At 53.5% G+C, this 19,058-nt stretch carries 17 protein-coding genes and 1 pseudogene; 7 read left to right on the forward strand and 11 right to left on the reverse strand.

Going from position 1 to position 19,058, the window contains the following annotated elements; all coding sequences use genetic code 11:
* Positions 1 to 49: 49 nt before the first annotated feature.
* Both nagA and AC0L73_RS00145 read right to left on the reverse strand, forming a co-directional pair.
* On the reverse strand, positions 50 to 1,180 hold the full coding sequence (gene nagA, locus AC0L73_RS00140) for an N-acetylglucosamine-6-phosphate deacetylase (RefSeq protein ID WP_473654554.1): 1,131 nt from the start codon (positions 1,178 to 1,180) through the stop codon (positions 50 to 52).
* Positions 1,177 to 2,088: a glucosamine kinase nucleotide-binding domain-containing protein gene (locus AC0L73_RS00145; RefSeq protein WP_473654555.1), complete on the reverse strand. Its 912-nt coding sequence runs from the start codon at positions 2,086 to 2,088 to the stop codon at positions 1,177 to 1,179. The genes nagA and AC0L73_RS00145 overlap by 4 nt, the downstream gene beginning before the upstream one ends.
* Before the next feature lie 134 nt (positions 2,089 to 2,222).
* On the opposite strand from AC0L73_RS00145, the pseudogene pobA reads away from it, so the two are divergent.
* Positions 2,223 to 3,405, forward strand: a pseudogene (pobA, locus tag AC0L73_RS00150) (4-hydroxybenzoate 3-monooxygenase).
* 6 nt (positions 3,406 to 3,411) lie between these two features.
* Here pobA and AC0L73_RS00155 read toward each other — a convergent pair.
* The 6 genes from AC0L73_RS00155 to AC0L73_RS00180 all read right to left on the reverse strand — a co-directional run bounded on the left by AC0L73_RS00155 (position 3,412) and on the right by AC0L73_RS00180 (position 7,784).
* On the reverse strand, positions 3,412 to 4,986 hold the full coding sequence (locus AC0L73_RS00155; RefSeq protein ID WP_473654556.1) for an alkaline phosphatase family protein: 1,575 nt from the start codon (positions 4,984 to 4,986) through the stop codon (positions 3,412 to 3,414).
* Between the two features lie 28 nt (positions 4,987 to 5,014).
* Positions 5,015 to 5,389, reverse strand: coding sequence for a DUF427 domain-containing protein (locus AC0L73_RS00160; protein WP_227951954.1), 375 nt, complete (start codon positions 5,387 to 5,389; stop codon positions 5,015 to 5,017).
* 87 nt (positions 5,390 to 5,476) lie between these two features.
* A complete protein-coding gene (locus AC0L73_RS00165; protein WP_227951955.1) occupies positions 5,477 to 6,163 on the reverse strand; it encodes an RluA family pseudouridine synthase in 687 nt (228 codons plus the stop codon).
* Positions 6,164 to 6,167: 4 nt separating this feature from the next.
* The gene (gene sugE / locus AC0L73_RS00170; RefSeq protein ID WP_227951956.1) at positions 6,168 to 6,488 is read right to left on the reverse strand and encodes a quaternary ammonium compound efflux SMR transporter SugE; all 321 of its coding nucleotides are present in this window, start codon (positions 6,486 to 6,488) and stop codon (positions 6,168 to 6,170) included.
* Between the two features lie 119 nt (positions 6,489 to 6,607).
* Positions 6,608 to 7,291: a GNAT family N-acetyltransferase gene (locus tag AC0L73_RS00175; protein WP_227951957.1), complete on the reverse strand. Its 684-nt coding sequence runs from the start codon at positions 7,289 to 7,291 to the stop codon at positions 6,608 to 6,610.
* The gene (locus AC0L73_RS00180; RefSeq protein ID WP_473654557.1) at positions 7,284 to 7,784 is read right to left on the reverse strand and encodes a MarR family winged helix-turn-helix transcriptional regulator; all 501 of its coding nucleotides are present in this window, start codon (positions 7,782 to 7,784) and stop codon (positions 7,284 to 7,286) included. Before AC0L73_RS00180 ends, AC0L73_RS00175 begins: the two co-directional genes overlap by 8 nt.
* A 138-nt stretch (positions 7,785 to 7,922) precedes the next feature.
* On the opposite strand from AC0L73_RS00180, the gene AC0L73_RS00185 reads away from it, so the two are divergent.
* Positions 7,923 to 8,816 (forward strand): alpha/beta fold hydrolase, encoded by an 894-nt coding sequence (locus tag AC0L73_RS00185; RefSeq protein WP_473654558.1) that lies wholly within the window; start codon positions 7,923 to 7,925, stop codon positions 8,814 to 8,816.
* Here AC0L73_RS00185 and AC0L73_RS00190 read toward each other — a convergent pair.
* A complete protein-coding gene (locus AC0L73_RS00190) occupies positions 8,791 to 9,936 on the reverse strand; it encodes an acyl-CoA dehydrogenase family protein (RefSeq protein ID WP_473655397.1) in 1,146 nt (381 codons plus the stop codon). The two genes, AC0L73_RS00185 and AC0L73_RS00190, sit on opposite strands and share 26 nt — an antisense overlap.
* Positions 9,937 to 10,648: 712 nt before the next feature.
* On the opposite strand from AC0L73_RS00190, the gene AC0L73_RS00195 reads away from it, so the two are divergent.
* The 5 genes from AC0L73_RS00195 (at position 10,649) to AC0L73_RS00215 (ending at position 17,251) form a co-directional block, all read left to right on the forward strand.
* Positions 10,649 to 12,325 (forward strand): ABC transporter substrate-binding protein, encoded by a 1,677-nt coding sequence (locus AC0L73_RS00195; RefSeq protein WP_227951961.1) that lies wholly within the window; start codon positions 10,649 to 10,651, stop codon positions 12,323 to 12,325.
* A gap of 81 nt (positions 12,326 to 12,406) precedes the next feature.
* Positions 12,407 to 13,339 carry an ABC transporter permease gene (locus AC0L73_RS00200; protein ID WP_473654559.1) on the forward strand — a complete coding sequence of 311 codons (933 nt, stop codon included), beginning with the start codon at positions 12,407 to 12,409 and terminating at the stop codon, positions 13,337 to 13,339.
* A 14-nt stretch (positions 13,340 to 13,353) separates the two neighbouring features.
* Positions 13,354 to 14,238 (forward strand): ABC transporter permease, encoded by an 885-nt coding sequence (locus AC0L73_RS00205; RefSeq protein WP_227951963.1) that lies wholly within the window; start codon positions 13,354 to 13,356, stop codon positions 14,236 to 14,238.
* Between the two features lie 4 nt (positions 14,239 to 14,242).
* A complete protein-coding gene (locus AC0L73_RS00210; RefSeq protein WP_227951964.1) occupies positions 14,243 to 16,330 on the forward strand; it encodes an ABC transporter ATP-binding protein in 2,088 nt (695 codons plus the stop codon).
* 153 nt (positions 16,331 to 16,483) lie between these two features.
* Positions 16,484 to 17,251 carry a hypothetical protein gene (locus AC0L73_RS00215; RefSeq protein WP_473654560.1) on the forward strand — a complete coding sequence of 256 codons (768 nt, stop codon included), beginning with the start codon at positions 16,484 to 16,486 and terminating at the stop codon, positions 17,249 to 17,251.
* A gap of 349 nt (positions 17,252 to 17,600) precedes the next feature.
* Here the strand turns inward: AC0L73_RS00215 and AC0L73_RS00220 are convergent, their stop codons facing one another.
* Positions 17,601 to 18,836: a reverse transcriptase domain-containing protein gene (locus tag AC0L73_RS00220; protein WP_473654561.1), complete on the reverse strand. Its 1,236-nt coding sequence runs from the start codon at positions 18,834 to 18,836 to the stop codon at positions 17,601 to 17,603.
* Positions 18,837 to 18,839: 3 nt separating this feature from the next.
* Positions 18,840 to 18,992, reverse strand: a complete 153-nt coding sequence (locus AC0L73_RS00225; RefSeq protein ID WP_473654562.1) for a hypothetical protein — start codon at positions 18,990 to 18,992, stop codon at positions 18,840 to 18,842.
* Positions 18,993 to 19,058: the final 66 nt, after the last annotated feature.

Consider the following 19,058-nt stretch of genomic DNA (forward strand, 5'->3'; position numbering starts at 1 on the left):
CTTTATCTACTTGGATATCCCGCCGGAAGTCAATTGATAAACTGTGGCTCTATTGCCCCGCAATCCAGCTTTTTACAACCGTCATATCCTCTTTAACGGCCACGATATCAGCGCGCATTCCGGCCGCAATCCGACCATGCGTCTTTTCGAGGCCAAGGAATGCCGCCGGGCTAGACGTTGCCATTATTACCGCTTCCTCCAGCGGGAGATCCAACAGGGTGACCGCATTGAGCACTGCCGCCGCCATATCAAGCGCGGAGCCAGCGAGCGTGCCATCCTTCGTGGTCAATCGACCGTCCTTGAGAGTGATATCAGTCTCACCAAGTGTGAGATGGATTTCTTCTGTCCCAATGGTGGACATGGCATCCGTGACCAGCATCATATGATCAAGGCCTTTTACGGAGAGGGCTGCTTTCAGGGTTGCCGGATGCACATGATGACCATCATTAATAATACCACAATAAACGTCCTGGGAATTTAGCGCCGCCCCAATGAGACCGGGCGCGCGGCTCTCCATCGGGGGCATGGCATTGTAAAGATGGGTGACGCCGGTCAGTCCGGCCTCTATCGCCGCCTGCATTTCTTCAAAGCTCGCAGTACTATGTCCGGCTGAGACATGCACGCCTTTCGCTGTCAGTTCCCGAATAATCTCCAGCGGGGTTTTTTCTGGTGCGAGCGTCACTAATACCTTGCCCAGATCGCCCGCAGCCACGAGATCTACAAAACGGTCGTCAATGTCGCGAATATGTGCTTCATCATGGACGCCTTTACGCGCCGGGTTGAGATAGGGCCCTTCGAAATGGATACCGAGAATACCGGGCATGTCTTGCGCAATCGCCTCCCGGATCAGGGCGGCGATACGCTCCATCTTTTCCCAGCTATCGGTGATCAGGGTCGGGAGCATTGCCGTGGTGCCGAATTTCCGATGGGCAGCAGCAATAGTGGCAATGTCCTCAAGGTTTGTCGCATTGTTCAACATAACCCCGCCGCCGCCATTGACCTGGGTATCGATAAAACCGGGAAGCAAGCGATATCCGTCATAATTCTCGCATTCATACCCGGCAGGGCAGTCAGATTCCCGGCAGAGGCCCGCAATCCGTCCGTCGTCGATCAGCAACGTAAGTTCATCCTGCCAGCTATGTCCGGTCAGAATTTCTGCGTTTATGAGCGCTTTTTTCATGAGCGTACCGTGCCGGTCTTATTGATCAGGCCCGTCCGGTTGTTAATCAGCCGGAGCGCGCCGTCGAAAACATCGCCATGCGGCTGGGCCACATAGCGGCCATGCGCCTTGTCGAGCCAGGGGCGGATCGGTTCGGCCAGCCCGCCGATATGATGTATTTCCTTCACATCTCTTCTCACAAGGGCGCGGATTAGCTGATTGACTTCTTCGGCGATGGTCCGGACAAGGCTCTTTGCCACCTCATCCTCTTTTTCCGCATATTCGATGACGAGGCCCGCAAACGCGCCATAATCAACAGGCCTTGCCGTGCGGGCCCAACAGGAAACCTCAGCCGGATGGGTCCCGACTTCCGCCAGCAGTTTCTTGCAAAAGGGGGAGGACGGCAGGATGTCATCATAGGCCTGCAGCGCCCGGCGCACGGCAAGATGACCGAGGCGCGCGCCCGACCCCTGATCGGAAACGGGAAAGCCCCATCCGCCGATATAGAATTTTTCGTCACCTTGCACCGCGAAGGCGCAGGAGCCGGTGCCGGTGATCAGCAAGCCGCCATCTCCGCCAGCAAAAGCCCCAAGCTGGGCGACGAAGGCATCCGTCTCTGCAGTCATGGAGGCAAACGGATGGGTGACGCGCAGGAATTCCTCCCGGCGCTCAGCCTCGACCAATCCGGCCATGGCAAAACCTGCATGCAGGCGGGAAAGGGGAATCGACAACCCGTCCAGCTTAGAAAGAGCATTACGGGTGGCACGGAAAATTTCGCTCAGCACTGCATTCAACCCGAGAGAGGCATTGGCTGGTCCGCCATGCCCTTCGCAAAGCATGGTGCCATCCTGGTCGTACAGGCGGACACGGCAATTGCTACCACCGCAATCTGCCGCCAGATAGACCGGTGTGTCATCCGCTCCTGTCATGTAAAACCGTTGCCCGTCCCAAGCTTAAAGGAATTTCTTATTCCCTTTGTTTCAAATTGAAATTAGGATCAATTGATCCTCCCTATAGTATTGGAAAAATGACAGGCTGCAATGCTGTGATTAGGAAAAATTAAATGAAAACGCAAGTCGCGATAATCGGGAGCGGTCCGGCGGGCCTCCTGTTAGGTCAGTTACTCCATACTCAAGGCATAGATAATATTATTCTTGATCGGGTGAGTCCGGGATATATCCTTGAACGGATACGCGCCGGCGTAATTGAGCAGGGATTTGTTGACTTGATGAAAGAAGCCGGTGTGGCCGAACGTATGCTGCGCGAGGGTGAAGTCCATCATGAAGTTGATATCGCCGTTCATGAGGAATATCACACCATTAATCTGACTGAATTGACGGGCGGAAAATCCGTCACCGTCTATGGCCAGACAGAAATAACTCATGACCTGATGGATGCGCGGAATGCGTCGGGCCAGATTTCCTTCTATGACGCGAAGAATGTTACTCCCCATGACATGAAGAGCGATAAGCCATATGTCACCTTCGAAAAAGACGGGGAGAAACATCGAATTGATTGCGACTATATAGCCGGTTGTGACGGATCCCACGGAGTTTGCCGCCCGAGTATTCCTTGCCGGTGTGCTCAAAGAGTATGAAAGAGTATATCCGTTCGGCTGGCTTGGCCTTCTTTCAGATACGCCCCCGGTCGATTACGAATTAATTTATGTGAAAAGTGACGAAGGGTTCGCGCTTTGCAGTAAGCGTTCCGAAACACGGAGCCGATATTATGTTCAGGTGCCGCTGGATGAGAAAGTCGAGAACTGGTCCGATGACCGCTTTTGGGAAGAACTTAAACGTCGTATTCCGGATGATGCGGCGGCGCGGCTGGTGACGGGACCATCGATCGAGAAGAGTATTGCGCCGCTTCGCAGTTTTGTGGTTGAGCCGATGCAGTATGGCAATATGTTCCTGCTTGGTGATGCCGCCCATATCGTCCCGCCGACAGGGGCAAAGGGGCTCAACCTCGCGGCAAGTGATGTCAATACGCTCTATCGCATTCTGGTAAAGACCTATAAGGAGGGGCGCAAGGATCTCACGGCCCGCTACAGCGAAATTGCCCTTCGCCGGGTATGGAACGGGGTGCGCTTCTCATGGTGGATGACCAATATGCTGCATCACTTCTACCGCGACAGCATCGAGGACAAGATCCGCGATTCCGAAATCAGCTTTTTCCTCGCCTGTGAACACCGCCGACGTATCCTCGCCGAGCAATATGTCGGGCTTCCTTATGAAGAAATTGTATAAGGACGGCTACCAGACGCCGAAATAGATGCCGCGTTTTTTCGCGGTGTCAGTCTTCTTTTCGATTTCTTCATGCGACGTCGTCGTGCGATTTCGCCGGTGGCGGAGCCAGTGATTGAGCCGCTCTTCCATCTCAGCGCGGATTTCCTTGTGTAAGTCGCTTTCCCCAAGATCAATCAATTCGTCAGGATCTTTTTGTAAATCGAAAAGCTGCGGTCGGAAATTGTCGTATGAGATATATTTCCACCGTTCGGTCCGGAGCATATAGGCACGGGCCTGATCCGGCGGTAGCTCAAGCGAAAGACGTGCGCCTCGCCAGGAATAGTCTGCCTCGCTGATAACAAAATCGCGCCATTCAGAGCTATTATTTCCCTCAAGAAGCGGCAGGAAGGATTTCCCTTCCAGCTGATGCGGCTTCGCTTCACCGCCGAGAGCGTCGATAAAGGTCGGGATGAGGTCAATCGCCTCGATCAGGGTATGAAGTTCGCTGCCGCGCGTCCCGTCGCAATCATGGCCCGGGTGGCTGACGATCATCGGGATGCGCACGCTTTCCTCATGGAACATTTCCTTCTCGCCGAGCCAGTGATCGCCGAGATAATCACCATGATCACTGGTGAGCACAATCAGTGTATCGTCAAGCCGTCCCTGTTCTTCAAGGAAGCTCATCACCCGGCCGATGTTATCGTCAATCTCCGTGATCAATCCCATATAGGCAGGGATGACATGGCGGCGCTTTTCCTCATCGGAGAAATTCACACTTTCCTCATGTGCCATAAAGGCCTCGATCACCGGATGCGGATTTGCCCGCTCTTTTTCTCCGCGATTGGCGGCAATCACATCTTGCGGCGAGTACATATCGTGGTAGGGCGCTGGCGCGATATAGGGCCAATGCGGCTTGATATAGCTGAGATGCAGGCACCAGGGTGTATCGGCGAGCTCGGTGATCTTGCTCATGGCGCGGTTCGTCATATAGGCGGTTTCCGAATGCGCCTTGTCCACACGTGCGGGCAGATGCGCATTGCGAAGATACCATCCGCTGACCACTTCGCCCTTTTCATTGACGCCGGAGTTCGCGTAAGTATGCCAGGGGTTATCCCCGTCATACCCCTGATCGCGCAAATAGACATTATAGGCGAGGTTCGGATCGGTGGAGGCATCGGGGTGAAGACCGTCATCGCGCTCCCATGGCTCAAACCCGCATTCCGCGGCAAGGGTGCCTTGAACGCTGCCCCGGTCGATGCCAAGCCGTTTCATGCCTGCGGCATCCGCCGCCATATGGGTCTTGCCAACAAGTCCGGTGGAGACACCTAACTCTCGCATATGATCGCCGAGCGTCGGCTCCCCGATACTGAGCGGTACGTTGTTATAGGTCGCGCCATGGGACTGCACATAACGCCCGGTATAAAATGACATCCGCGACGAACCACAGACCGGTGCCTGACAGAAGGCATTGGGGAACAGGACGCCGCGTTGCGCCAAGGCGTCTATATTCGGGGTTTTGATGGATGGATGACCGGCGCAGCCGAGGTAATCGGCGCGGAGTTGATCACACATGATGAAGAGGATATTTCTGACGCTACCCATTTCTTCTCTTTTCTTTAATTGATAATGATCAGATCACAGGATCGTCCAGCCGGTCCATATAGAAAGAAACATAACCCTTGATATCGAGCATCTCCGTAAACGGTTCCTCATAGGACCAGGCGAGATTGGCCTCGGTCCCGAAACTCCAGTAACTCGCCATGCCTTTATAGGGGCAATAGGTGTCCTTATCCGTCATTGCCGCTTGATCAAGGCGGACGTCTTCGGGCGGAAAATAGACCAGTGGCGGGTAATCGCCCTCCCGCAGGATAATCGCGCGGTTGCTGCGGGCGATGGTTTCCCCATGCAATGCGGCAACAAATTCCCGCTCCGGTCGTTCCAGAACAATCCGATAATCGGGGTTCTTGGCGAAACCGGGAGAGGGTTCAGAGACGTCATCCGTCATTTCTGTTTCCAAGTTTTTGTCTCCTTATCACATGGCGGGACGGGCGCTTAGTATGGCCGCGCTTATCACATGAATACAAGGATGTTTTTATTGGATTTTGGCAATCATTGGGCCGGAAAGGTCGACCGGCGCCTTTAGTGTTATTAATTCTTCTGACATTGGATGGTGAAACTCAAGGCTTTCCGCGTGAAGCTGCAACCGGTTCGCGCGTTTGCGAATGCGTGTCTCAGCATAGAAACGATCCCCAAGGATGGCATGGCCGATGGCCGCGCAATGAAGGCGAAGTTGATGGGTGCGGCCGGTTTTTGGATAAAGCGCGAGCAGAGTTGCCTCATCACGCTTCTCCAGCACCCGCCAGCAGGTGAGGGAGGCTTTGCCCGTTTCCATATCGACTTTTTGCAGCGGGCGGTTCGGCCAGTCCGCTCCGAGCGGCAGGTCAATCTCTCCTTCTTCGTCTGACAGATACCCATCGACCCAGGCGAGATAGCGCTTATGGACCTTCCGAGACGCAAAGAGGAGACTTAGGCGCCGATGTTCCTCCGCGCCCTTGCCGAACAGCAATATGCCAGAGGTATCCATGTCCAGCCGGTGAACCGTGCGTGCATTGCGGTCATGCGCTTTCGCCCGCGCCTCCGCACAGTCGCTCAAATGGTCTCCGCGTCCGGGGACGGAGAGAAGCCCGCTCGGCTTGTTGAGCGCCAGCAGATGTTCATCTTCAAAAATGATGTCACTTGGCTGTGCGATCGGCGGGTCGTATGAATGCATCGGCATCATTAACTCATGCGTCCGATGACATTTTCATCAGCACAAGGCCGGAAACAATGAGCAAGGCAGCGGCAACCCGCATCGGGCTTGCCAGCTCTCCCATCACGAATATTCCGACAAGGAACGCGCCAACTGCGCCGATCCCCGTCCAGACCGTATAGGCCGTCCCGAGGGGGAGGGTGCGCATGGCCAGCGAGAGAAGCGCGAAACTCGCGATCATGGTGACGATGGTGATAACACTCGGTGTCAGGCGGGAAAACCCCTCTGACTGTTTCATGGAATATGCCCACACAACTTCAAGGAGGCCGGCGGCGACAAGGTAGATCCAGGCCATTTCATGGCTCCATCAAATGCCCGGGTCGTCCCGGAAATCATACTCATGAGAGGGTCGTCCCTTTCCCCGCCTAGATAATATATGAGTCGAAAGCGCGCAAGGGGAATTGACAGCGATAGTCAGGCGCGCTCCAGCATCACCGCATTGACCTTCGTGCGCGTGCGGAAGCCGAGATTCTCATAGACGCGAATGGCGCGTGTATTGGTTGCGAAAACCTGTAAGTACGGCTGATCCCCGCGCGCCAAAATCTGCTCCGCCACCTTCACGCAAAGCGCATGGGCGAGGCCGCGGCCAAGATAATCGGGATGGGTGCAGACGCCGCTTATCTCACTATATCCTGGATGCTTGAACCGCTCCCCCGCCATGGCGATGAGCCTGCCGTCCTCCTTCACGCCCCAGAAATCGCCGAGAAGGCGGGTATCGCGAAGATACGGGCCGGGCTTTGTCAGCGTCGCAAGTTCGAACATATCTTTCGCATCGACCTCGGTCAGAGGCTGGATTTCAGGCGCGCTCGTTGTCGGTATCGTCAGCTTTTCCAGCAGCATCTGGCAGCCTTCCGCGGCCTTGGCGGCGCGAAGGCCATCCGGCAGGACAACCGGTGCTACCTGGATCAGGAAGAGATTCCCCTCTTCAGGCATCAGGCGGGTGAGGGAGGCAAGGCTGTCCGCGCTCTCATCCCTAACCCCGGCGAAGATACTGACAGTCGGCGTGAAGCGGCGGGCGCCGCCGTCGCCAATCGCGAAGGGGGCGTGCACGGTGGTGAGCGAGTTCCAGATCGGCCGGTCGAGAATATGGTCATCCATTTTTAATGCCCTCCTTCGTTTCCTTGACACGGGTATAGAGCGATTTTTCCTGCAGGCGGGTCTCAAGCGCGTCGAGCTGATCGAGGAGCGGACCGTCCGTGTCGGCGCAGATATCGGCAAGATGTGCCTCGATCAGGGGCCAGATGGTTTGGCGTCCGTCGGCGACTAGCATCCGGCCTTTCGCCGTCAACTCGACGCTTCTTTTCCGCTGATCGCGCGATCCGCGCCGGACCGTCACGACGCCCTGTTTGGCAAGCTGGCCGACGCTGCGGGTGACGCCGGGCTGACTGACGCCGAGCGCGGCGGCGAGATCCCCAACCGTCATCGGACCTATCTCGTCCAGCGCGGCGAGGAGGGGGTATTGCCCCGTCTGCACCGCCATACCCTCCGCGTCAATTAACTGCTGGACATCCGCCTGCAACCGATCCCCGATGCGCTTGAACCGCGTGCCGAGGGTAAGATAGCCCTTGCCGCGAACAAAATCTTCAACCATTGCCTTTCCCGATTTTGCCAAATTCAGCGCATAATATATAACATGTTATATAAACTGTCAATTCCCTGAAACCGGACAGGGGCAGGACGGCGGTTTAATGCGGTTCACCGCGAGCGGGGTATATGGTAGTCTCTTTTCATGGAGGATCCCTTCGCATCGCTAGCAAGACTGGAACTGGACGGCGTTTCCCTTGCCTATGACGACAACGGGACGGGTGCGCCGGTCGTCCTCGTCCACGGCGCGGCATCGGATATCCGGACATGGTCAGGGCAGTTACCGGCACTATCACGAAAGTTCCGGGTCATTACCTATAGCCGCCGCTTCGCCCGGCCCAACGCGCCCTTACCCGATGGCGCCGATGACCCCGTTGATGTTCATGTGAACGACCTTGTGCAACTGATGGACAAACTTGAATTAAATCCAGCGCATCTGGTCGGCCATTCCTGGGGAGGGTTGATCGTTTTGTTGCTGGCCTTGCAGAAACCGGAGAGGTTCCTGTCCATGACCCTGATCGAGCCGCCAGTCCTGCCACTATTTACCGATGTGCCACCAAAGCTGTCGCAGATTGTTTCGCTGATGTTCCGCGACCCGCGCACCGCCATCGCCATTCTCAAGTTTGGCGTCGGCGTCATGGCCCCTGTCGAAAAAGCCTTTAGGCGAGGGGATGACAAGGCCGCCATCGAGATATTCGGCAAGGGCGTGCTGGGGCCCGAAAAATTCGCGGCATTATCAGAGGCGCGCTATGCGCAAATTTGGGAAAACCGCGCCACCGACAAGGCACAGATGTTGGGGGGTAATTTTCCTAGCCTGGATGTTGCCGAGATAAAACGCCTCACGATCCCGACCCTGCTGCTGGCAGGGGCGGAGAGTCCTCCGCTATTTCATCGGCTGTGTGAAGCTCTCTGCGATCTGCTGCCAGAAGCCGAACTTCATACTCTTCCCGGTGCCTCCCATATTGTGCAGGAAGACGCGCGGGAAGAGACGAGTGCCCGGTTGCTGGACTTTCTTAATCGGCAAGCAGGTCGCGGCTGATAATTTCCTTCATGATTTCCGTGGTGCCACCGGCAATGCGGGCCATGCGGTTATCGGCCCAGGCGCGGCAGATCGGGTATTCCCACATATAGCCATAGCCGCCATGCAGCTGCACGCAGTCATCAAGCACATCCCAGAGAACCTCCGTCGATTGCATCTTCGCCATTGCGGCAGTGACGGAATCAAGTTCGCCTTTCAGATGCGCTGCGATACAGCGATCAACAAAGGCCCGCATCATCACGGCCTTTGACTTGATCTCTGCCAGCTTGAAGCGGGTGTTCTGGAACTCGGCGATGCTCTGGCCGAATGCCTTTCGTTCCTTTGTATACTCGACCGTCCATTCAAGCGCGGTCTCGATGCTGGTGGCGGAGCGGACGGCAATCACCAGCCGTTCCTGCGGGAGTTGCTGCATCAACTGCTTGAAGCCGCGTCCCTCAACGCCGAGCAGGTTTGATTTCGGCACGCGAACGTCATTGAAGAAGAGTTCGGACGTGTCCTGCGCCTTATATCCGACCTTCTCTAAGTTGCGGCCCCGCGAAAATCCTTCGCGGTCGCCCTCAACCAGCACAAGGGAAACACCCTTGCCGCCCGCAGAAGGGTCTGTTTTACAGGCGACGACAATCAGGTCGGCCAACTGGCCATTGCTGATAAAGACCTTCTGGCCGTTGATCACATAGTCATCCCCATCGGCAATGGCAGTCGTGCGGATATTCTGCAAGTCAGAGCCTGCGCCGGGCTCACTCATGGCGACGGCGGCAATGGCCTCGCCCTTCACCAGTTTGGGGAGCCAGTGTTTTTTCTGCTCTTCGGTGCCATAGGCGGTGATATAGGGCGCGACTATCTCCGAATGCAGATGGAAGGAGGGGCCGCTGGTTCCGGCGCGGGCCAGTTCCTCCAGGAAGATCGCGCCAAACAGGAAGTCGCCGCCCGCGCCGCCATATTCCTCAGGTACTGAGCAACAGAGAAAGCCGCCGTCGCCAGCTTCCTGCCAGACTTCGCGGCTTACCTGGCCGTCTTTTTCCCACTGGGCATGGAAGGGGGCAATCCGCTCCTCGACAAAGCGGCGGGCGGAGGCCCGAAAGAGATTATGTTCTTCACTGAATAGTTCGCGTTGCATGATGGTTCCATCTTGTTATTGTTATTTTTATTACTCGATCCTTTATAATGCCCCGCTGTGGGGATGTAAATTATTGCTGACAGAATAGTCAAATTGATTTAGCAAATATGGACGGACCGATGCCGGTTTTTATTGCCCGCAGGAAAATATGGATATGAGTATTTTTAGCCGTCTATTTGATTTTTCCCTGTCGGCTCTTATTTTTTAAAAGGTTCAGGCTATGGGCTTGGATGGTAGTAGGGTGGTTTGCGTTTCTGTAACGAGACAGTAATCCTATATATTATTACTTCATAAGATATAAGTAAAAAATAGATAAATATCATTTAATTACGCAATGTTTGCTTTGCTTTGAGTATGTCAACAAAATTATTTTCAGTAGATAACCGTTATTAAAATAAATACATAATAATATGGATATTTTTAACTATAACTATACTTTTAATAATTTGAAACATCCTGCTTTTTTTAATATTTTTATGAGTAAATAATATTTTTTGCTATCTCCATTGACGAGTTGCGCTTCGTTTCATTATGCTATGCGTTAACAAAGTCGAAAAGGATTGAAATTGCGGCATAATTTGCGTTGAACAGGAAAATTATAGTCGCAAAATGAACAAAATGGCTGCTGAAAAAATGTGACAGTCATATTATAAAAATAAAATTAACCAAGTAACCACAAATCGAAAATTTAACCTAAGATAGGGAGTTATCTCGTATGTCAGTCAAAAAGATGGATCATGAAGCGCCAGGGCGCATCCATCCCCTGATCGAAGATGTCACGGAACAATATAAGAGCGGCAAGATGGACCGCCGCGAATTCCTGAGAACATCAACACTGCTTGGCCTGTCGGCCGCCGCCGCTTATTCCATCGTTGGCATGGCAGATCCGACGATTGAAGCCAAGGCCGCCGAACCTAAGAAGGGTGGCATCCTGAAAGTTTCCATGGAAGTCCAGGAAATGAATGATCCGGCCGTCTACAGCTGGACACCCCCGTCCAATGTTGCGCGCCAGATGTGCGAATATCTTGTCATTACAGGCGCTGACAATGTGACCCGACCGTATCTTGCGGAAAGCTGGTCCGCATCCGATGATCTCAAGACCTGGACATTCAAGCTCCGTAAGGGCGTGAAATGGCATAACGGCGATGACTTCAATGCCGATGACGTGATGTTCAACTTCACCCGTTGGCTCGATCCGGCAACCGGCTCCTCAAACGTGGGCCTGTTTGATTCCATGCTGACCACTGTCGGTGAGGGAGATGATGCCAAGAAAGTCATGACGGAAGGCGCGCTTGAAAAGGTTGATGACTACACGATCCGCCTCAATCTGAACTCGCCGGTCCTGTCCATTCCGGAAAACCTTTATAACTATCCAACGATGATCGTCCACCGTGACTTCAAGGGCAATATCGTCGAACAGCCGAACGGCACTGGTCCGTTCACGCTGGTTGAATTCGCCGTTGGGGAGAAGGCCATCCTGAAACGGGTTGACCAGCCATACTGGGGCGGGGAAGTCTATCTCGATGAAATTCATTACTTTGACCATGGTGCCGGTTCTGCCGCGCAGTTGGCCGCCGTCGCTTCCGGTCAGGTGGATATGAACTACGAATTTGACATTGCCTCTCTCGGCATGGCGAAGTCCATTCCGGGGATGAAAATCCTTGAAGCCCGGACCGCACAGACTGGTGTGATGCGTATGAATATCACGCAGAAGCCGTTTGACGACAAGCGTGTCCGTCAGGCCTTGATGGCTTGTGTTGATGCGGAAAAATTTAACGAGCTTGTCTATCAGGGACGCGGCGATGTTGGTGAACATCACCATGTGTCTCCGATCCATCCGGAATATTACCCACTCAACCGCCCTGAACGGGATATCGACAAAGCCAAGCTCCTGCTGGCTGAGGCGGGATATCCGGACGGGCTGGAGCTGACCATCGATGTTGGTAATACCAACGGCCCCTGGCAGCAGCAGGTTTGTGAAATCCTGAAGGATCAGGCTGCGGATGCGGGGATCACCCTCAACCTCAACCTGATGCCGGCCTCCAAATACTGGGAAGTCTGGGCAACGACACCGTTCGGTCTCACCGCCTGGACCCATCGCCCGCTTGGCACAATGGTCTTGAGCCTTGCCTATCGTTCCGGTGTTCCGTGGAACGAAACGGCCTATAGCAACCCCGCATTCGAAAAAGCACTCGATAAAGCGGAAGCATTGGTTGATGCGGAAAAACGTAAAGCCGCCATGGAGGAAGTTGAAAAAATCCTCCAGGATGACGCCATTATGATTCAGCCGCTCTGGCAGCCGAAATTCTTCCTGGCCAGTGAAAAGGTCATGAATGTGGAAGCGCATCCAACCCAGTACCATCAGTTTTATAAGGTTTGGCTCGACAGCTAAAATCGGGAATTGAAGATAAGGGCGATATAATATCGCCCTTATCTGTTTTTAGCGCCATTTTGCCCCGGGGGGAGCAATAATATGCTGATACTGGCATTCCGTCGATTTCTCTCAATGGCCCTGATTATGGTCATCGTCTCTTTTACACTTTTTGCCATTTTTGAATCCGATAAACTTTCCGTTGCCGGCAAGGTCCTCGGACCGTATTCAAACACAGAACAGCGCGAGCTCTGGCTGGACCAGAATGGCTATAACGAGCCGTTTCTGGAACGCTATGTCACTTGGGTTGGTAATGCGCTTACGGGTGATTTCGGCTATTCTATCCAGTATAAATCCCCGGTCGCCGACGTGCTCTGGCCCCGGCTTGGGAATACCGCCATTCTTGCGGGGCTCTATATGCTCTTCATGATCCCGCTCTCCTTAACGTTGGGTGTGATCGCCGGAATGAAGGAGGGATCGATACAGGACCGGGTGGTCTCGGTGGGATCAGTCCTCACAACATCGGTGCCGGAGTTTGCCTCTGCGACCTTTTTCTCCGCTATCTTCGTCTTCTGGTTAGGTTGGCTCCCCGGAACCTCCGCAATGACCAGCGGGTTTAGCTGGGCGGAGATATTCCTGCCTGTCTTTGTGCTGGTCATGTATGGCTTCGGCTATACAACACGCATGACCCGAGCCTCCATGGCGGAAGTCATGACCTCCCATTATATTCGCACGGCGGTGTTGAAGGGGATACCTTACCGACGCGTCATCATGAAACATGCGCTTCGCAATGCCCTGATCGCCCCCTTCACGGTGATCATCCTGCAGCTGAACTGGCTGCTCTCAGGTGTGATCGTGGTTGAGGTTTTCTTCGCCTATAAAGGCTTCGGAAAACTCCTTCTCGATGCCGCGCTGTTCGGCGATATTTTCGTGATTGAGGCCTGTACCATGGTCGCGGTGTTCGTCGCCGTGTTCTCGCAATTCATCTCGGATATCGGCTATACGCTGCTTAATCCGCGCATTCGGTTCACATAAAGGAGGGCGTTGATATGACCGCAGAAATTCAATCAAACGATACGTCGCCCTCGGCGATGTCCAAATTCTTCAAATCAGTCGGATTGCTTCGGGAAAGCCCGATTGCCATCTTCGGGCTCTCGCTCATCTTGTTCTGGGTAATCCTCGCGATCCTCGCGCCGATCCTCCCGCTCTATGATCCGAACGCGCCGCTGGAACCCTTCAAAATGCCGCTGTCAGACGCAAGAGACGGCGGGCTTTATTGGCTCGGCACCGATCACAAGGGCCGCGATATTCTCTCACGCGTCATCTTCGGCGCACAGCAAGTCCTGATCTGGGCGACGACGGCAACGGCGGTCGCCTATATCGTCGGCATGTTGATGGGCGTTGTCGCGGGCTATCTCGGCGGCTGGTGGGATGAAGTAATTTCCTTTATTTCCAACGTGCTGCTCTCCTTTCCGGTGATCGTGCTTTACATCATCATCATCACCTATCTCGGCGCGACGGGCTTTAACATCGTGCTCGCGGTGACCTTTGCCTCGGCGCCCGGCATCATGCGTATCGTGCGTGGCCTCGTGCTCGATCTTCGAACGCGAGACTATATCTTCGCCGCCCAGACCCGGGGCGAAAGCGCCATGTATATTATGCTGGTGGAACTGCTCCCGAATGCGCGCGGGCCGCTCATTGTCGATGCCTGCCTGCGGCTTGGTTATACGACGATCACCATCGCCATGCTCGGCTATCTTGGGCTCGGCCTTCCGCCGCCAGATCCAGACTGGGGCAAGATGATCGCTGAAACCCAGCCGCTCGGCAGTTTCGCAGGACATATGGCGATTGTCCCGGCTGCGGCAATCTCGTCGCTGGTCCTCGGGTTTAACCTGCTGGCCGATGGTCTGCGCGAAATATCGATGAAGGATTAGGATTATGGAAGAACAGACACCTATTCTGGAATGCCGCAATCTTTGCATCTCCTACGATACGCGCGGCGGGGAAATCCCGGCAGTCATCGATTTCAACATGAAAGTGATGCCGGGGCAGGGCGTCGGCATCGTCGGGGAATCCGGCTGTGGCAAGTCCACGGTTGCCCTTGCCATCATGCAGTATCTCGGCTCCAACGGTTATATCAAGAGCGGGGAAATCTTCTTCCATGGCCGCGATATGCGCACCATGTCGGAGGAAGAACTGCGGGCCCTGCGCGGCTCCAAAATTGCGATGATCTATCAGGAGCCGATGGCATCCCTCAACCCCTCCATGAAGATCGGGGACCAGCTGGCCGAAGTGCCGCTCTTTCATGAGGATGTCACGGTAAGCGAGGCCAAGGCCCGCGCCCTTGAACTGCTTGAGGCGGTGAAGCTCCCCGATCCGAAGCGGATTATGGATGCCTATCCGCATCAGATTTCCGGCGGTCAGCAACAGCGCGTGGTGATTGCCATGGCGCTCCTCTCTAAACCTGATCTGCTGCTGCTTGACGAGCCCACCACTGCGCTTGACGTGACGGTGGAGCGGGGAATTGTCGAGCTGGTGAAGGAAATTTCAGCCGAATTCGGCACCGCCATGGTCTATATTTCCCATAACCTCGGGCTGATTTTGGATACCTGCGACCGGGTGACGGTCATGTATTCCGGCGAGGCGGTTGAGGACGGCACGGTTAATGAAGTCTTTGACGAGATGTGCCACCCTTATACGAGCGGCCTGTTTGCCTCCATCCCGCTGCCCGGTGCGGATAAGAACGAAAGACCGCTGGTTCCCATTCCGGGGCAGTTACCACTTCCGCATCAGCGCCCACAAGGATGTTTTTTCGGGCCGCGTTGTGCCTTCTTCAAGGCGGGAACCTGCGATCAGGAAAAAGTCCCGATGCGTCCCGTCGAAGGAGAAGAAGGCCATACCGTCCGTTGCGCCCGGTTCGAGGATATTGACTGGGCAGAGGGTGATCATGAAGCCGTAACTGTGAAATCCGTGAAATCCGGCAAGATCGTGCTAGATGTGAAGAACATGAAGAAATATTATGAGGTTCGCTCAAGCTCGATCTTCTCCATGATCCGCGGTGACGCCGTGAAAACCGTGAAGGCGAACGAGAATATCAACTTCAACGCACGGGAGGCGGAGACGGTTGCCATCGTCGGGGAATCCGGCTGTGGCAAGTCAACTTTCGCGAAGGTATTGATGGGCCTTGAAGAGGCGACGGACGGTCAGGTTATCCTGAACGGTGAAGACCTCGCCCATGTGTCCGTGCAGAAGCGGAAGGCGCGCACTGTCGGACATTTGCAGATGGTGTTCCAGAACCCGTTTGATACGCTCAACCCATCCCATTCGGTGGGTAGCCAGATCGCCCGCGTAATCAGGAAATTCGGGGTCGAGAAAGATCCGGACAAGGTGCGCGAGAAGGTCAATGAACTGCTTGATCTTGTGAAACTTCCGCGCGATTTTGCGCATCGGCGGCCACGGCAGCTATCAGGCGGCCAGAAGCAACGCATCGGTATCGCCCGCGCCTTTGCCGGCAATCCGGCGGTTGTGGTCGCGGATGAACCTGTCTCGGCGCTTGATGTGTCAGTTCAGGCGGCGGTGACGGGGCTACTTACCGAAATCCAGAACGACCTCCGCTCGACCCTGCTGTTCATCAGCCATGACCTGAGTGTTGTCCGCTATCTCTCTGATCGCGTTGTGGTTATGTATCTTGGCCATATCGTGGAGCAGGGGACGACGGATGAGGTTTTCTCGCCGCCCTATCATCCCTATACGGAGGCGCTTTTGTCCGCCGTACCGATTGCCGACACCTCGGTGGAGCAAAAACAGATCATCCTGAAGGGCGATATTCCGTCGGCCATGAACCCGCCGCCCGGCTGCCCGTTCCAGACCCGCTGCCCGCGCAAGATCGGCAGCATCTGCGAGACGGAAATGCCGCCGGTGAAGGAGCTTTCAAGCGGCCATACAATCCTCTGTCATCTGGAAGATGATGTGCTGAACGCGATGGAGCCGGTGATTGTCACCCATAGCGAGGAAAAAATCGCCTGAACCCCGACCGCAGCAATGAGAAAAGGGCGCTCTTCGGGGCGCCTTTTTTATGCTCAAAACAACCGAAAAAGAGGCGGAAATTAACGGTTTCTTTATCCTGATTGGCTAGATTTCAGGCTCAACTCAATTTACGGGTGGGTTTGAAGGGTAAAAATGTCAACAGATACAAGCAATTATACAGAATTTGTTGTCCAGACGCTGTTCGATGCCAAATGGCGCAGCTTCGGCCGTTATGAGACGGAAACACCGGCACAGGATATCGCCCGCCAACTCATCGAGGAATGGGGCGGTCAGCGCGTGCGTATTCTCGGCGGGTATTTTTCCCGCGAGAAGGATCGCAATGTCTATCATGAAATTGAGATCACGGAGCGGGTCCGCTTTCGCGACACCCGTGCCTATAAAAATTCGAAATTTGCGGCGGGCAGCATGGCCCTTGGCGGGGCGATGCTCGCCGTCTTTCTGTTTGCCTATAGTATCGTGGCCCCCATGTCATCCATGGCGGACGACGGGAGAGGATCCGAGCAGGCGTCCAAGGGACAGCCGACCCAGATCGCTCCCATTGTCAAGCCCGTCAATCTGCGTGCACGCTTTACTGAAGTCATCAAGGTCCCCTATGACAAAGTATGGGACTTCGATCGCGTGCCCCTGCGGCTGAGAGGTGCCTGGAGCACGGCTTGCAATACAGACGGAGTTGAAGTTGTCCTGGGTGAGCGGGAGCTGATCCCTTCCGAGGATGCGTCACGCACACCCCTGACCTCCGTCTGGCAGACCGGCCAGCGCTACGGCCTGGTCCTGAAAAGCGGTTCTGTTGATATGGTGGACATGATCTCCGCTGATCGTCTGCAGAAGATCGGTACCATGAACCGCCACGGCGAGTTTACCGCCGATACTACCGGTGCCATCTTGAACCGCTGCCTCTGAAGGAACATAACCCTTTGGGGCCGACCTAACCCCCGGCACACGTCGCCCGGCTCTCCGGCTTACAAATACCCGCGAAGGCTTAGCGCCCCCTACGCCGGGTACATTTATTCGCATATATATGGAAAATAGCTGAAAGGGGCAGCCACCCCTTGTCACGTATCCTTGAGACTTATCAATGGCTCAACGTGAAGATGTATTATATCAAAACATTGCGTGAAATGCAAGAAATAATGGGATTATCGCTTGTCGGCAATGAATAATTTTTCTGTACTTGGCACCCCGAGAACAGTTATGAGTTTATCTTGCGTACACCCGTTTGTAAGCCTACGAATTGACGCGTCATAGTCTGCTATAATTTTTTGAATGCTGGTATCCATTGTTCTGAATGGTTGCTTATCCGTACAAAAATTAAATGCTTTTTCCCAGCCGTATATTTTTTTCCAATTGTATAAATAACTGAACTCATAGTTAAACTCGGATCAAATGGTTTGCCAATTTTTATAAATTCTTGAATGGCACGTCTGGAAACGGAAACTATTTTTCTTATTTCTTCTTGTTTAGTCTTGATTGATTTATCGCTTGGTACACATCTGTTAATTTGAAGTGTACAACCAAGAAAATTGAAACTATCTCGGCATTTCCCTTTCCCTGCTTTGTCAGATCCTGCAGAGACGTCATAAAGTGAAAGGTTTAAAGAACTAAGGTAATCAAAACAGTATTTAATTGCATTATCTAGCTCTTTTTCAGATCGCGCCACAATCAACAAGTCGTCGATATAACGAATAGCCGTTACATCAAATGAATTCAGTTTGTGGTCAAAATCATACAACAGGACATTGCCTGCAAATGTAGATAATGAGGATCCCTGCGCAACTCCAACACCATCTCGCGGAAATAATTTAGCATACTTATCCAATTCGTCTTTGTTGCTTAATATTACCTCAAGCCCATGTGAAAAGAGGTTCGATAAAAGTTCGTCTTTGGTTTCATTCAAAACTATCTCGATAACTTTATCGGTAGGAATATGATCATAAAAGCCCTTTATATCTGACTTGTAGTAATAGTGTGCACCGTTTGAAATGGCATCCATTATTAGTTTAATTGCTGGCTTAATTCCACCGTACGGGCGCATCAAGCCCCCAACTCCAAATTGCGAATGATTAACAAGATTAAGCTTCCCAATACGCGGATCATTTACAGGCTGAAATTTAGCGTTTCTACTTTTGGGATTAATAATTGAACGAGGTTGTAGAACCTGAAGAATTGCTCGTTGTACAATTCGATCAGTTATTGTTGAAATAGCTATTGGCCTAGGGTTTTTGCCAGCTTTCAATCTAGATTTTGTGTCTTTTAATACACCTCTAGATTTGGAAAACGAAAATTTGTTATCTCTTAGCTGACGTATGATTCGCCTTAAATGTTTTTGATGTTGATGTTCGAATTCGGCGGCATTGCCTCTTATCTCCTTATCTGGAGAATTGAGTGCGCTTCTTTTTACATGTCGCCACGCAGAAAAAAGATTCTGCTCCTTACGTATTTCCAAAAAAAGTGAATTCATTTTCTTCGCTCGGGCCCCTTCGCTCATACACTAATCCCGACCGTTGACCTGCTGACCATCTACTGCGCACGGACATTCCGTGACGACAGACACCTCGGCAGAAACTACCACCTTGGCGAGATCGACACCGGCTTCAATCTGGACTGATATTTCTATCAGGTCGATCCAACCCGAAGCGATCATAAATGCTGCGGCAAAGGCAAATCTTGCAATGCCGGTATAACGCCTTGTTAAGGCCAGTTTTTCGGG

It is taken from the genome of Sneathiella sp. D3-11 (genome assembly GCF_055809395.1).